We start from the raw sequence: 14,261 nt of genomic DNA on the forward strand, positions 1-14,261 counted from the left end.
GCTCGGGACCCGGTTCGGCGCCGACCCGGCCCGGGGGCTCGGCCGGTCGATGACGGCACGCCTCGCGATCCACGCGGGCGACGTCGAGGGCGGTATCGCGATGCTGGACGAGCTCGCGGTCGACCTGGCGGCCGGCGACTTCGACCCACTGACGACCGGCAACGTCTATTGCGAGCTGATCTGCATCGCCCAGTGGCTGGGCCGGCCGGACCGGGCGCGCGAGTGGACCGACGTGATGGAGCGCTGGCGGCACGGCCGGGCGTACGGCGCTTCGCACGGTCGATGTCGGGTGCACCGCGCCGAGCTGCTCCGGGTCTCCGGACCGGGCGCCGCCGCCGAGGAGGAGGCCCTGGCTGCCTGCGACGAGCTGCGGCCGTGGATGCGCCGCGAGCTCGGGTGGCCGCTGGTCGAGCTCGGCACCATCCGTCTGCGCCTCGGTGACCTCGAAGGAGCCGAGGAGGCGTTCCTCGGTGCCCACGAGCGCGCCTGGTCTCCGCAACCGGGTCTCGCCCTTCTCCGGCTCGAGCAGGGCGACGCTGTCACGGCGACCGAGATGCTGCGCAGCGAGATAGAGCACCCGGCGGACCTGCCGTGGAAGGAGCGGCCACCCTTCGGTGAGCTGCGCATGGTGCCGCTCCTCGAGGCGCAGGTCGTGGTGGCGACAGCGACCGGCGACGCCGCGACCGCGCGCTCGGCGGCCGACCGACTGCTGGCGGTCGCCGAGAGCAGTCCCGGGCCCGGCCTCGAGGCGATCGCGGCACTCGCCGATGCCCGCGCCGCCCTGCTGGCAGACGACACGACGACGGCCGCGGCGCGGTCGCAGCAGGCTGTCGCAGCCTGGGTGGACATGCAGGCACCGTACGACGCAGCGGTCGCTCGGACCGTCCTCGCCGACGCTCTCGCCGCGGCCGGGAACAGCTCCGGCGCCGCGTTGGAGCGGACGTCGGCGTTGGCTGCGTTCGTCGAGTTCGGTGCAGTGCGGCGAGAAGCGGACGTCCGGACGCTGCTCGAGGTCGGTGTGAGCGGAACCGGCACGCCGGTTCGCGCCGCGGCAGGCGCTCCGGTCGAGGCGGAGCTGGTGAAGCGCGGTGACCACTGGGAGGTTGCGTTCCAGGGGCGCGTCGCGGTGCTCGCCGACCTCAAGGGCATCGGTTACCTGGCCGCCCTGATCGCCCGACCGGGCCGGGAGGTGCATGCGCTCGACCTGGTCGGCGGGGTGGTGGAGCAGGGACTTCCGGTCATCGACGAGGAGGCGAAGGCGTCGTACCGACGTCGTCTGGCCGAGGTCGAGGACGACATCGCCGAGGCCGAGCGCGACCACGACGAAGCCCGCCGGCTGCTCGCCGAGCGCGACCGGGACTACCTCGTCGCCGAGCTCACCGCGGCCGTCGGTCTCGGGGGACGCTCACGAACGACCGGGAGCAGCGGCGAGCGGGCGCGTGGTGCGGTCACGCGCTCCCTGCGCTACGCCCTGGCGCGGCTCGAGGAGCAGCATCCCGACCTCGGCGCGCACCTCGCACGCACCGTGCGGACGGGAGCCTCCTGCAGCTATCAGCCGGACCCGCTCACGCCGATCTCGTGGCGTCTCAGCGGGTGACGCGGATCGTGCGACTGGTGTCGCCCGCGCACCGCGGCGTCGCCTTGACCTCGGCGTAGAAGCGACCCTCGGCGCGGCGGGCCCGGACCGACCAGTAGCCGACCGAGAACTCGCCGGTGTCGGTGGCGAAGCGGACGTCGTCCCGACCGCCGCGGCTGCCGACCTGCTTCATCACCAGCACGGTCCGGCCGACGGCGCAGGAGTCCTCGTCGGTGATGATCGCGCCGTGCAGGTCGATGCCGTTGTCCTGGATCGTGACCCGGTTGGCCGCCGGCGCGACGGCCTGGCCGGCCGGGCCGAGCAGCACGAGAGCATTGCCGGCGGTCACGGCCAGGGCTGCGACGGTTCGTCGATGGCGAGCGGGAGGGTGCACCCCCATCAGCGGGTGACGCGGATGGTGGGGCTGGAGTCCGCCTGGCAGTTCGGCGTCTTCCTGACCTTGGCGTAGTACCTGCCCGGGGTGCCGGTGTTGCCGGTGTTCCAGTCGCCGTCGGTGTCGGTGGTGTCGTTGGCGAAGTGGGAGTCGTCGCCACCGCCGCGGGTGCCGATGACCTTGAAGAGCACCACGAAGCGATCAGCCTTGCAGCTGGCGCGCGGGCTCTTGACCTTGCCGAACAGGTCGGTGCCCTCGGCCTGGATGGTGACGGTCGAGTCGGCGGGAGCGACCGTGGCTTCGGCCGGGCTGAGCCCGACGACGCAGGTGGCGGTGGCCAGGAACCCGAGAGCGAGTCGGCCGGGAGCGGAGGCGAAGGTTCTCATCGCGCCACAGTAGGCCCGAAAGCGGGGTGGCGCCCCCGGTTCCGGGAGAGACGCCACCCCGCTCGGGGCCGATGAGCCGTCAGCGAGACGCGGTGATCGTGGGGCTGAAGTCGGCCTTGCAGAAGGAGTTCTTCTTGACCTTGGCGTAGAACTTGCCCTCGGTGCCGGTGTTGCCGGTGCTCCAGTCACCGTCGGTGTCGGAGGTGTCCGACGCGAACCGGATGTCGTCGCCGCCGCCGCGGGTGCCGACGACCTTGAACACGATGACCTTGCGGTCGGCCTCGCAGGACGCGAGCGAGCTGCTGACGTTGCCGAAGAGGTCGGTGCCCTCGGCCTGGATGGTGACCGTGGAGGGGGTGAGCGCGGCGGCCTGGGCGCCGGGGGCGAGCCCGACGGCGGCACCGGCGGAGAGGCCGAGGACGGAGAAGGCGGCGGCACGGAGGATGGTCTTCATGGGAGTGGTCCTTTCAGGAGGGGAACCGACCCGGTGGATCGGTGTTGTGTCCTGTGGATGCAGCCCACCCGGGGTCCAGTTCCCGGTTTCCCGAAAAAACTTCTGGACGACGTCGCGCCGCCTCGGTCCAGGTCAGCCGAAGACGTCGACGTGCACGTGGTCGCGGTGCTCGAGGATCGCGACCGAACCGCTGGAGGACGGCGGGTCGTAGTCCCGCCAGCCGTCGCGCCCGGCGGTCCAGATCCGGTCGTCGTAGATGACGGTGCGGATGTCGAGGCGCGCGGCGTTGCCGACCAGGTAGTGCGCCACGGCCCAGCCCCGCGTCCGGTTGGTCGCGTTGACGGGTCTGAAGAAGATGTCGATCGCGCGGCCCTCGTAGTGGGCCGACCCCTCCATGTGTCCCGTGGAGACACCGCCGGGCTCGAACCCGCCGAGCGACAGCTCGCCGAAGCGCTCCAGCAGGTCCACCCGCACGTCGTCGGCGCGCCCGGTCAGGCCCGTCTCGATGAGCTCCTCGTCGCTGGAGGGGGCGCCGCCGTCCAGGTCGCACGTGAAGGTCGCGGGGGAGTAGCCGGTGAGCGCCGAGGCGAGGGCACGGGCGTCGGCCTCGTGGTCGGCGTACGCGTCGGGGAAGGCGGAGCGCTGCACCTCCTGGGCCGCGACGGTGATCGCCAGGTTCTCGTAGCCGTCGACCTTCTCCAGCGCGTCGTAGAACGCGTTGGTCGAGTAGACCGGGTCGAGGATCTCCTCGCGGGTGCCCCACCCCTGGGAGGGCCGCTGCTGGAACAGGCCGACGGAGTCGCGGTCGCCGTAGTCGATGTTCTCGAGCTTGGACTCCTGGTACGCCGTCGCCAGGGCGATCGACACCGCTCGCGCGGGCAGCCGACGCTCCATCGCGATCGCCGCGATCAGGGTCGCGTTCTCCGCCTGCTCCCCGCTGATCTCGACCTCGTGGTCGTCGACGGTGACCGAGCAGTCACCGCTCGGACCGGAGATGAGGTCGTCGACGGCGTTGAGGATCACGACGCCGATGACGGCCACCAGTCCCAGGGCGGTGAGCGCCACGCCCACCGCCAGCCACCTCCCCTTCATGCTCCGAGTGTCCGTGACGGGTGGTGAGGTCGGCCCGAGGGCGGGCGCACCTCAGTTGGCGTGCAGCGCTGCGTTGAGGGCGATGCCCTCGCCCTGCCACGGCACGGCCTCGATCGCCCCGGACTGGCTGTTGCGGCGGAACAGGACGTTCGACGCGCCCGACAGGTCGCGGGCCTTCATGACCGTCGGCTCCGCACCGGAGAGGTGCACGAGCACCTTGGTGCCGGCGGTGACGTAGCAGCCCGCCTCGACGACGCAGTCGTCGCCGAGGGAGATGCCGACCCCGGCGTTGGCGCCGATCAGGCAGCGCTTGCCGATCGAGATGACCTCCTTGCCGCCGCCCGACAGGGTGCCCATGATCGAGGCGCCGCCACCGACGTCGGAGCCGTCGTCGACGACGACGCCGGCGGAGATCCGGCCCTCGACCATCGAGGCGCCGAGCGTGCCGGCGTTGAAGTTCACGAAGCCCTCGTGCATGACCGTCGTACCGGACGCGAGGTGGGCTCCCAGCCGGACCCGGTCGGCGTCGGCGATCCGGACGCCGGAGGGCACGACGTAGTCGACCATCCGCGGGAACTTGTCGACGCCGTAGACCGCGACGACCTCGCCGGCGGCCCGGAGGCGCGCGCGGGTCAGCTCGAAGCCGTCGACCGCGCACGGGCCGGCGCTGGTCCACACGACGTTGGTCAGCAGGCCGAAGACGCCGTCGAGGTTGAGGCCGTGGGGCGCGACGAGGCGGTGCGACAGCAGGTGCAGCCGCAGCCAGGCCTCGGTGGCGTCCGCCGGGGCGGCGGCGAGGTCCGCGACCTCGACCAGGGTGACCCGCTTCTCGACCGCGCGGACCTTGTCGCTGCCCTCGAGCGCCGCGAGCTCGGCCGGCGCGACGGCGTCCGCCGGCTTCGCGCCGAGCGCGGGGGAGGGGAACCAGGTGTCGAGCACCGAGTTGTCCGAGGCGTAGGTGGTCAGGCCGTAGCCCCAAGCAGCAGTCACGTGGGGTGATTCTAGGGGGCAGGGCGGGTGAACTGATTCGCACCCGACCCCGGCAGCGCCGTACGCTGGGCCCACAGGCGCTCGAGCCGTCATCAGCGGCGAGCCCCGGGAAGAACAGCCCCGCCGACGCGGGGGGCCCAGTAGAACCCGGCGGGAAGGCCCGTCACAGCCGTGAACGAGAGGTCGACGACTCCAACATCGGGGTGGGCGGCAAGCAGGGTGGTACCGCGGCGAGAGTCGTCCCTGTGGCCCGATGAGACCGACCCGCAGGAGCCGTGACCGATGACCTACCCCAGGGTCAGCAACGACAGTGCCGACAAGACCGCCGGCGTCCCGTCCTCGCCGCGCTTCCCCGAGATCGAGGAGCGGGTCCTGGCCTACTGGGCCGAGGACGACACCTTCCGCGCGAGCGTCGAGGCGCGTGACGCCGGGACCGACGGCGAGAACGAGTTCGTCTTCTACGACGGCCCGCCGTTCGCCAACGGGCTCCCGCACTACGGCCACCTGCTGACGGGCTACGTCAAGGACATCGTGCCGCGCTACCAGACCATGCGCGGCAAGCGCGTCGAGCGCCGGTTCGGGTGGGACACCCACGGTCTGCCGGCCGAGCTCGAGGCGATGCGCCTCAACGACATCAAGACCACCGACGAGATCGTCGAGATGGGCATCGACAAGTTCAACGACGCCTGCCGGGCGTCGGTCCTCAAGTACACCGGCGAGTGGCGCGACTACGTCACCCGGCAGGCGCGCTGGGTCGACTTCGACAACGACTACAAGACCATGAACCCCGAGTTCATGGAGTCGGTGCTGTGGGCCTTCAAGAGCCTCTTCGACAAGGGCCTGGTCTACGAGGGCTTCCGCGTCCTGCCGTACTGCTGGAACGACGAGACGCCGCTCTCCAACCACGAGCTGCGGATGGACGACGACGTCTACCAGGACCGGCAGGACCCGTCGGTCACGGTCGGCTTCGAGATCACGACCGAGGGACCGTTCGCGGGCGCGAAGGTCCTCATCTGGACCACCACGCCGTGGACGCTGCCGAGCAACCTGGCGGTCATGGTCGGCTCGGACATCGACTACGTCGCGGTCCAGCACGACGGTGACCGGCTGATCCTCGCCGAGGCCCGGCTGGGTGCCTACGCTCGCGAGCTGGGCGACGAGCCCGAGGTCGTGTGGCGCGGCCAGGGGTCCGACCTGATCGGCCTGACCTACGCCCCACCGTTCTCCTACTTCGCCGACCACGCCCGGGCGTTCCGGGTCGTCGCGGCCGACGAGGCCGTCACCACCACCGACGGCACCGGCCTGGTCCACAGTGCCGGCGCGTTCGGTGAGGTCGACAAGGAGGTGACCGACCGCGAGGGCATCGAGCCGGTCATGCCCGTCGGCAAGGACGGCCGCTTCACGCACCCGGTCGCCGAGTACGCCGGCATGCTCGTCTTCGACGCCAACCCGCACATCATCGACGACCTGAAGAGCACGGGAGGCTCGGTCACGCCCGGCACGGTGCTGGTCCGGCGCGAGACCTACAACCACTCCTACCCGCACTGCTGGCGCTGTCGCGAGCCCCTGATCTACAAGGGCGTCGAGTCGTGGTTCGTCGAGGTCACCAAGTTCAAGAGCCGGATGCTCGAGCTCAACGAGCAGATCCGCTGGGTGCCCGAGCACATCAAGCACGGTCAGTTCGGCAAGTGGCTGGAGAACGCCCGCGACTGGTCGATCACCCGCAACCGCTTCTGGGGCAGCCCGGTGCCGGTGTGGAAGAGCGACGACCCGGCGTACCCCCGGATCGACGTCTACGGCTCCTTCGCGGAGATCGAGCGCGACTTCGGGCGGCTGCCGCTCAACGCGGACGGCGAGCCCGACCTGCACCGGCCGTGGGTCGACGACCTCACCCGGCCCAACCCCGACGACCCCACCGGCCGGTCGACGATGCGGCGCGTCAGCGACGTGCTGGACGTCTGGTTCGACTCCGGCTCGATGAGCTTCGCCCAGGTGCACTACCCGTTCGAGGACGCGGACTGGTTCGACCACCACTTCCCGGGCGACTTCATCGTCGAGTACATCGGCCAGACCCGCGGCTGGTTCTACACGATGCACGTCCTGGCGACGGCCCTCTTCGACCGCCCGGCGTTCTCCTCCTGCATCAGCCACGGCATCGTGCTCGGCTCCGACGGCAACAAGATGTCGAAGTCGCTGCGCAACTATCCCGACGTGCGCGAGGTCTTCGACCGTGACGGCGCCGACGCGATGCGCTGGTTCCTCATGGCCAGCCCGATCCTGCGCGGCGGCAACCTGGTCGTGACCGAGCAGGGCATCCGCGACGCGGTGCGCCAGGTGATGATCCCGCTCTGGAACACCTGGTACTTCTTCTCGCTGTACGCGAACGCCGAGGGCTACGAGGCGAAGGTCGGTGGACCGGAGTCGCTGGCCAGCACCGACCCGCTCGACCGCTACCTCCTCGCCAAGACCCGCCAGTACGTCGAGAAGCTCACGGCCGAGCTCGACGACTATGCGATCGCCGACGCCTGCGAGACCACCCGCGGCTTCCTCGACGTCCTGACGAACTGGTACGTCCGCCGCTCGCGTGAGCGCTTCTGGGAGGGCCGCGCCGAGGCGTTCGAGACCCTCGCCGCGGTGCTCGACACCGTCTGCCGTGCGGTCGCGCCGCTGCTGCCGCTGACCACCGAGGAGGTCTGGCGCGGTCTCACCGGCGGCCGGTCCGTGCACCTCGCGGACTGGCCGGACGCCTCGGCCCTGCCGACCGACGACGCGTTGGTCGCTGCGATGGACCAGGTGCGTGAGGTCTGCTCGGCCACGTCGGCGCTGCGCAAGGCCGGCGGCCTGCGCAACCGACTGCCGCTCGGCTCGCTCACCGTCGTCGTCGCCGACCCGGCCTCGCTCGAGGACTTCACATCGATCGTCGCTGACGAGGTCAACGTCAAGCACGTCCGGCTGCTCGCGGCCGACTCGCCCGAGGCCGGCGCCTACGGCATCTCGCAGCGGCTCTCCGTCAATGCCCGGGCCGCGGGGCCGCGGCTCGGCAAGGACGTCCAGGTCGCGATCAAGGCGTCGAAGTCCGGCGACTGGTCGGTCGCCGAGGACGGCACCGTCACCGCCGGCGGGCTGGCGCTGGTCGAGGGCGAGTACACGCTCGAGACGGTCGTGGGCTCCGAGACCGACGGCACCGCGACCGGCATGCTGCCGGGCGGGGGCTTCGTCGTGCTCGACACGGTCGTCACCCCCGAGCTCGCCGAGGAGGGCATCGCCCGCGACCTGGTCCGGGCGGTCCAGCAGGCGCGACGCGACGCCGACCTCGACGTCACCGACCGGATCGTGCTGACGATCGGCGGCTCCACCGCGGTCCTCGGAGCGGCGGGGACGCACGAGGACCTCATCTCCAAGGAGACGCTGGCGACGTCGTACGTGATCGACGAGGCGGCCGAGGGCACCGTGGTCACCGTCGGGGACGGCGAGACCGCGACGGTGACGGTCGTCCGGGCCTGACGGCCCCGGACGAGCCCCGGCCTCGCCGTCTGGCAGGCGTGCGCACGCCACGCTCGCTGACCGCACACCCTCACGGGACGTTGAGCACCGTCTCGCAGGTCGTCGCCCGGTCGGTGCCCGTCATGCCGTCGCAGCGGTCGGTCCCGGCGCCGCCGAGCAGGTAGTCGTTGCCGCCGTCCCCGCCGATGCTGTCGTTGCCGCCGGCCCCGTTGAGGGTGTCGTTGCCGCCCGCTCCGCGGAGCCAGTTCGCCAAGGAGTCGCCGGTGAGCTTGTCGGCGAAGCGGCCGCCGGTCAGCCGTTCGACGAGCACGAGGGTGTCGGTACCGGCGCCGGGCGCCTGTCCCGAGGCGGGCGAGGCGGTGACGGGACCGGCGGCCGTGGAGAAGCGGACGGTGTCCGACCCCGGCCCTCCCACGATGAAGTCGTTGGCCGAACCCGGGATGAGGACGTCGCTGCCCTCGCCCCCGATGAGGTAGTCATCACCCGCGCCCGGGCCTGCGCCCGCCGAGACCAGCGTGTCGTTGCCCCCGGCGCCGTCGATCTGGTTGAAGGACGCCGTGCCGGCGAGCCGGTCGGCATACGGGCCGCCGGTCACGTGCTCGAAGCCGTCCGCGACGTCGCTGCCGAACCCCGAGACCACGCCGGTGCCGAGGTCGGCGCGGACCGGGCCGGGCGCGTACTGGAGGTTGAGCGTGTCGAGCCCGTCGCCGCCGGTCTCGTCGTCGTCCCCGAGCCCGGCCACGACCTGGTCGTCACCGCCGCGGGCGTCCACGAGGTCGTCGCCGGCCCCCGCCTGGATCAGGTTCTGTGCGTGGTCACCGAAGATCTGGTCGGCGTGCTCGGAGCCGGTGATCGAGGAGACGTTGGTCAAGGTGTCCTGGTGGCCGCCGCTGCTGGCGGTCCCGGCGACGAGGTCGGCGACGACGCCGGCCGGGGAGTAGAAGTAGGTGACGTGGTCGCCCTGGGGCGCACCGGCGAGACCGGCGATGTAGCCGTCGAGGTAGTCGCTGCCGTGGCCGCCCTCGAGGCCGTCGCGACCGGCCCCGCCCTGGAGGTTGTCGTCGGCGCCCTCACCGCGGAGTACGTCGTTGCCCTCCCCGCCGTGGAGCTGGTCGGGGCTGTCGCCGCCGGCGATGTCGTCGTTGCCCGAGCCCCCGAGCAGCAGGTTGGCGTCGCCGTTGCCGAGCAGATGGTCGTTGAACGGGCTGCCGACGACCGAGGCGATGGCGGAGAGGTGGTCCTGGCCGCTGGCCGCCCAGGTCAGACCGGTCGAGAGGTTCACCCCCACCGGCCCCGGCGCGTCCTCGTAGACCACGGTGTCGTCGACGGCGCCCTCGCCGTTGCCGTAGACGTAGTCGTTGCCGACGCCGGGGACGAACGTGTTGGTCCCGCCGAGCCCGTAGGCGACGTCGTTGCCGTCGCCGAGGCAGATCAGGTCGTCGCCCTCGAAGCCGAAGACGGTGTCGTCGCCGCCGAGTGCGGCGACGACGTCGCGCCCGTCGGTGCCGTTGATCGTGTCCGGTCCCTCGGTGCCGACGTGGGTGGCGCTGACCCCGCGGCAGGTGACGGCGGCGTCCGCTGTCGGGGAGGGGAGCACGAGCAACGCGGCGCCAGCGGTGGCGGCGGCGAGGACGAGGCGGGGGGTGGACCGGGGAGCGGACATGGCTTTCCTCCGAGAGCAGGAGCTGTTCACCCTCCCTGCGTGACAACCTTTGTCACGATCCGACAGGAGCGGGTGCTGTCCTCGACGCTACGAAGGCCGCTGGGCCCGCTCCTAGTACATGATCTGGACCTCGCCGGTGCAGGATCGGGACCTGGCGATGACGGTGCTGGTTGGATGAGGGGCATGTCCGTGGCCCCGCTCGACCTGACGGCCGACGCCGTGACCCTCACCCGCCAGCTCGTCGACATCGAGTCCGTGTCCCGCAACGAGCAGCAGATCGCCGACGCGGTCGAGGCGGCGCTGCGCACGCTGCCGCACCTCACCGTCGTACGACGGGGGCACACGGTCGTCGCGCGGACCGAGCTGGGCAGGCCGAGCCGGGTGGTCATCGCCGGACACCTCGACACCGTCCCGGTCAACGACAACCTGCCGAGCCGGTTGGAGGGCGACCTCCTGCACGGCCTCGGCACCTGTGACATGAAGGGCGGCGACGCGGTCATCCTGCGGATCGCCGCGACGGTCACCGAGCCCGTCCACGACCTCACCCTGGTGCTCTACGAGGCCGAGGAGATCGACTCGACGTACAACGGGCTCCGGCTCCTCAGCGAGTCCGACCCCGACCTGCTCACCGCCGACTTCGCGGTGCTCATGGAGCCGTCGGACGCGGTGGTCGAGGCCGGTTGCCAGGGGACCCTCCGCGTCGACGTCCGGACGACCGGGGAGCGGGCCCACTCGGCCCGGAGCTGGCGCGGCGTCAACGCGATCCACGGCGCCGCCGACGTCCTCCAGCGGCTCCAGGCCTACGAGGCGCGCAAGCCCGTCATCGACGGCCTGGAGTACCACGAGGGGCTCAACGCGGTCGCGATCAGCGGCGGGGTCGCCGGCAACGTGATCCCCGACGAGTGCGTCGTCACCGTCAACTACCGGTTCGCGCCCGACCGCTCGGAGGAGGAGGCGCTGGCCTACGTGACCGAGTTCTTCGCGCCGTACGACCTCACATTGACCGACTCCGCGCCCGGCGCCCTGCCCGGCCTCGACCGGCCGGCGGCGAAGGCCTTCATCGAGGCCGTCGGAGGTCCCGACGGCACGGTGAACCCGAAGTTCGGGTGGACCGACGTCGCCCGGTTCACCGCCCTCGGCGTGCCTGCAGTGAACTTCGGCCCCGGTGACCCGATGCTTGCTCACAAGCAGGAGGAGCACGTGCCGGTCGCGCAGATCGAGCGGTGCGAGCGCCGGCTGCGCGCGTGGCTCCAGGGTGAGGAGGCCCAGACATGACCCGACGTTCCGGACCCGGTCCCCGTCCCAGCAAGGGACGTCCCGAGGGATCGACCACCGACCAGCGGCTGCTCGACAGCAACGGCGACAGCGACTGGGTCCACACCGATCCGTGGCGCGTCCTGAAGATCCAGGCCGAGTTCGTCGAGGGGTTCAACGACCTCGCCGAGATCGGTCCCGCGATCGCCGTCTTCGGCTCCGCGCGGATCCAGCCCGACCACCCGGCCTACCAGCTCGGCGTCCAGGTCGGCGGCGCGCTGGTCGACGCGGGCTTCACCGTCATCACCGGCGGCGGTCCCGGGGCGATGGAGGCCGCCAACAAGGGGGCGACCGAGGCCGGGGGCGAGAGCATCGGCCTCGGCATCGAGCTCCCGTGGGAGGCCAAGCTCAACGACTACGTGACGTTCGGCCTCAACTTCCGGTACTTCTTCGTCCGCAAGATGATGTTCGTGAAGTACTCGCAGGGCTACGTCGTCCTGCCCGGCGGGCTCGGCACCCTCGACGAGATGTTCGAGGCGATGACACTGGCCCAGACCCTCAAGATCACGACGTTCCCGATCGTGCTGATGGGGGTCGAGCACTGGACCGGGCTCATCGAGTGGATGCAGGGCACGATGCTCAGCGACGCACGGATCAAGCAGTCCGACATCGACATGCTCACGCTCACCGACGACGTCGACGAGGCGGTGGCCCTCATGGTCGCCGCCCGCGACCGCCACGCCTGAGCAGGACGGAGCCGTCGTGCCCCAAGCGATCATGTGGCTCTTCGCCGTCCTCATCGTGCTGGCGATGGGCGGCATCGCGATGCTCGCCGCCGGTCGGGGCGAGCCCATGAAGCCGGCGTACGACGACCGACCCGATGCACGGGTGCCGGCCGACCGACCGCTGACGGCCGACGACCTGCGGCGGGTCCGCTTCTCGCTGGCCTTCCGTGGCTACCGGATGTCGGAGGTCGACGCGCTGCTCGCCCGGTTGGCGCACGAGCAGGAACGACGCGCTGACCCGGAGTGACGGCCTCTGCTGCGCAGCGCGCGGGGCATGAGGGATAATGGAGGTGAACCCGCGCAGGCTGCACCGACGGGTCGACCAGTCTGCCTTGGATGAATTGGGAAGTGGGGTGCCGCATGGCGGCGATGAAGCCTCGGACCGGTGACGGTCCGCTGGAGGTCACCAAGGAGGGCCGGGGCATCGTGATGCGCGTCCCGCTCGAGGGCGGTGGCCGCTTGGTCGTCGAGCTCAACGCCGAGGAGGCAGGTGCCCTCGGTGACGCGCTCAAGAACGTCGTCGGGTGACGGAGCCCGTTCTTCCTAGCCAGGTTTCACCCCCGGAGGTCGCGCTCAGCGGTCTCCTCCCGGCCGCCATCGTCGGCGTCGACGTGGTGGCGGTCCCCGTGTTGCCGGACGGCAGCAGCGACGAACCGGGCGTGCTGCTCGGGCCCGGCGCGGCCGAGCTGAGCGAGGCGGTGGAGGTCGATCTCCTCGCGGTGGCCGAGCTGCGCCGGATGACCGGTGCCGTCGGCGAGGTCGTCGAGGTTCCCGTGCCGCTCGGCACGGCGGCCAACCCGGACCTGCGTCTCGCGCTGCTCGTCGGCGTGGGCGCGGCGCGTCCGATCGACGTACGACGTGCCGGCGCTGCCCTGGCGCGGGCGGTCCGCGACCACGACGCCGTCGCGACGTCCGTCCCGGACGTCGCCCCGGACCCGTCCGGCGAGGACGGGCCCACGCGCGAGGAGATGGTCGAGGCGTTCGTCGCCGGCGTCATGCTCGGGTCGTTCGAGTTCCACTGGCGCTCCGCGGGCCCGCAGCGCCGTCCCGTGCGCCGGGTCGTCGTCGCGCTCCCGTCCGGCGGTCCCGAGCGGACGACGCTCGACCAGGCGCTCCTCGACCGGGCGGTCGCCCTCGGAGGAGCCGGGTGGCGATCGCGCACCCTCGCCACGGTCCCCAGCAACCTCAAGAACCCTGCCTGGCTGGCCGAGCAGGCCCGGGCCGTCGCGGCCGAGGCCGGCCTCGAGCTCCGCGTCTGGGACGAGGCCGACCTCGAGCGCGAGGGCTTCGGGGGCATCCTCGGCGTGGGACGCGCCTCGGCCTCCCCGCCCCGCCTCGTCCGACTCGACTACACGCCGCCCGGGGTGTCCGGTCGCGCGGCGAAGAAGCTGCCCCACATCGTGCTCGTGGGCAAGGGCATCACCTTCGACACCGGCGGGCTCTCGCTCAAGCCCGGCGCCAGCATGGTGTCGATGAAGCGCGACATGACCGGCGGCGCCGTGGTGCTGTCGACCCTCGCCGCGCTCGCCGACGTCGGCTGCCCGGTCCGGGTGACCGGCCTGGTCCCGGCGGCCGAGAACGCGGTCTCCGGGTCGGCGATCCGGCCGGGCGACGTCATCCGCCACTGGGGTGGTCGCACCAGCGAGGTGACCAACACCGACGCGGAGGGACGCCTCGTCCTCGCCGACGCCTTGGCCTACGCCGCCGCCGAGCTCGACCCGACGGTGCTCGTCGACGTCGCCACCCTCACCGGGGCGATGAAGATCGCGCTGGGCCAGCAGCTGGGCGGCTTCTTCGCCACCGACGACGCGCTCGCGGCAGCGATCACCGCCGCGGGGGAGCGCGCCGGCGAGCCGGTCTGGCGGATGCCCCTGTACGCGGGCTACGAGGACCGGCTGGCCTCCAAGGTGGCCGACGCCGACAACGCCGCCGGCAGCCCCGGCGCGATCACGGCCGCGCTGTTCCTGCGGCACTTCACGGGTGGCCTGCCGTGGGTCCACCTCGACATCGCCTCGGTCGGTGACGTCGAGAAGGAGCTGCACGAGTGGACCGTCGGGCCGTCCGGCTTCGGCGCGCGCCTGCTGCTCACCTGGCTCGGGCAGCCCGAGCCGCTCGCCGGGCTCACCGGCACCGACTGACCACCCGCCCCGCTCGACCGCCCGA

The 14,261-nt window shown here is 71.8% G+C and carries 13 protein-coding genes; 7 read left to right on the forward strand and 6 right to left on the reverse strand.

Features of this window, described 5'->3' with window-relative positions; translation table 11 throughout:
* On the forward strand, window positions 1-1,597 hold a 1,597-nt coding region (locus H0487_RS08895; RefSeq protein ID WP_183093885.1), incomplete at its 5' end, for a hypothetical protein.
* Here H0487_RS08895 and H0487_RS08900 read toward each other — a convergent pair.
* The 5 genes from H0487_RS08900 to dapD all read right to left on the reverse strand — a co-directional run bounded on the left by H0487_RS08900 (window position 1,587) and on the right by dapD (window position 4,892).
* Entirely contained in the window at window positions 1,587-1,925 is a 339-nt protein-coding gene (locus H0487_RS08900) for a hypothetical protein (protein ID WP_183093886.1), read from the reverse strand. The genes H0487_RS08895 and H0487_RS08900 overlap by 11 nt on opposite strands.
* 50 nt (window positions 1,926-1,975) lie before the next feature.
* Window positions 1,976-2,356, reverse strand: coding sequence for a hypothetical protein (locus H0487_RS08905; protein WP_183093887.1), 381 nt, complete (start codon window positions 2,354-2,356; stop codon window positions 1,976-1,978).
* Window positions 2,357-2,435: 79 nt separating this feature from the next.
* Window positions 2,436-2,810 (reverse strand): hypothetical protein, encoded by a 375-nt coding sequence (locus H0487_RS08910; protein ID WP_183093888.1) that lies wholly within the window; start codon window positions 2,808-2,810, stop codon window positions 2,436-2,438.
* Between the two features lie 132 nt (window positions 2,811-2,942).
* Entirely contained in the window at window positions 2,943-3,902 is a 960-nt protein-coding gene (locus H0487_RS08915) for a VldE C-terminal domain-containing protein (RefSeq protein WP_183093889.1), read from the reverse strand.
* A gap of 51 nt (window positions 3,903-3,953) precedes the next feature.
* Window positions 3,954-4,892 (reverse strand): 2,3,4,5-tetrahydropyridine-2,6-dicarboxylate N-succinyltransferase, encoded by a 939-nt coding sequence (gene dapD, locus H0487_RS08920; protein ID WP_183093890.1) that lies wholly within the window; start codon window positions 4,890-4,892, stop codon window positions 3,954-3,956.
* Window positions 4,893-5,174: 282 nt separating this feature from the next.
* Between dapD and ileS the strand changes: the two genes are divergently transcribed.
* Window positions 5,175-8,396, forward strand: a complete 3,222-nt coding sequence (ileS, locus tag H0487_RS08925) for an isoleucine--tRNA ligase (RefSeq protein WP_183093891.1) — start codon at window positions 5,175-5,177, stop codon at window positions 8,394-8,396.
* Between the two features lie 70 nt (window positions 8,397-8,466).
* Here ileS and H0487_RS08930 read toward each other — a convergent pair whose 3' ends face one another.
* The gene (locus H0487_RS08930; RefSeq protein ID WP_183093892.1) at window positions 8,467-10,059 is read right to left on the reverse strand and encodes a calcium-binding protein; all 1,593 of its coding nucleotides are present in this window, start codon (window positions 10,057-10,059) and stop codon (window positions 8,467-8,469) included.
* Between the two features lie 174 nt (window positions 10,060-10,233).
* On the opposite strand from H0487_RS08930, the gene dapE reads away from it, so the two are divergent.
* The 5 genes from dapE to H0487_RS08955 all read left to right on the forward strand — a co-directional run bounded on the left by dapE (window position 10,234) and on the right by H0487_RS08955 (window position 14,236).
* Window positions 10,234-11,334: a succinyl-diaminopimelate desuccinylase gene (gene dapE, locus H0487_RS08935; RefSeq protein ID WP_220793227.1), complete on the forward strand. Its 1,101-nt coding sequence runs from the start codon at window positions 10,234-10,236 to the stop codon at window positions 11,332-11,334.
* Window positions 11,331-12,059 carry an LOG family protein gene (locus H0487_RS08940; protein ID WP_183093894.1) on the forward strand — a complete coding sequence of 243 codons (729 nt, stop codon included), beginning with the start codon at window positions 11,331-11,333 and terminating at the stop codon, window positions 12,057-12,059. The genes dapE and H0487_RS08940 overlap by 4 nt, the downstream gene beginning before the upstream one ends.
* Before the next feature lie 16 nt (window positions 12,060-12,075).
* On the forward strand, window positions 12,076-12,345 hold the full coding sequence (locus H0487_RS08945; RefSeq protein WP_312855875.1) for a DivIVA domain-containing protein: 270 nt from the start codon (window positions 12,076-12,078) through the stop codon (window positions 12,343-12,345).
* Window positions 12,346-12,458: 113 nt separating this feature from the next.
* Entirely contained in the window at window positions 12,459-12,626 is a 168-nt protein-coding gene (locus tag H0487_RS08950) for a DUF3117 domain-containing protein (protein WP_091024313.1), read from the forward strand.
* Complete coding sequence (locus tag H0487_RS08955) at window positions 12,623-14,236, forward strand: leucyl aminopeptidase family protein (RefSeq protein WP_183093895.1); 1,614 nt, start codon at window positions 12,623-12,625, stop codon at window positions 14,234-14,236. Before H0487_RS08950 ends, H0487_RS08955 begins: the two co-directional genes overlap by 4 nt.
* Window positions 14,237-14,261 lie beyond the last annotated feature (25 nt).

It is taken from the genome of Nocardioides stalactiti, from assembly GCF_014180715.1.
Classification (GTDB): domain Bacteria; phylum Actinomycetota; class Actinomycetes; order Propionibacteriales; family Nocardioidaceae; genus Nocardioides; species Nocardioides stalactiti.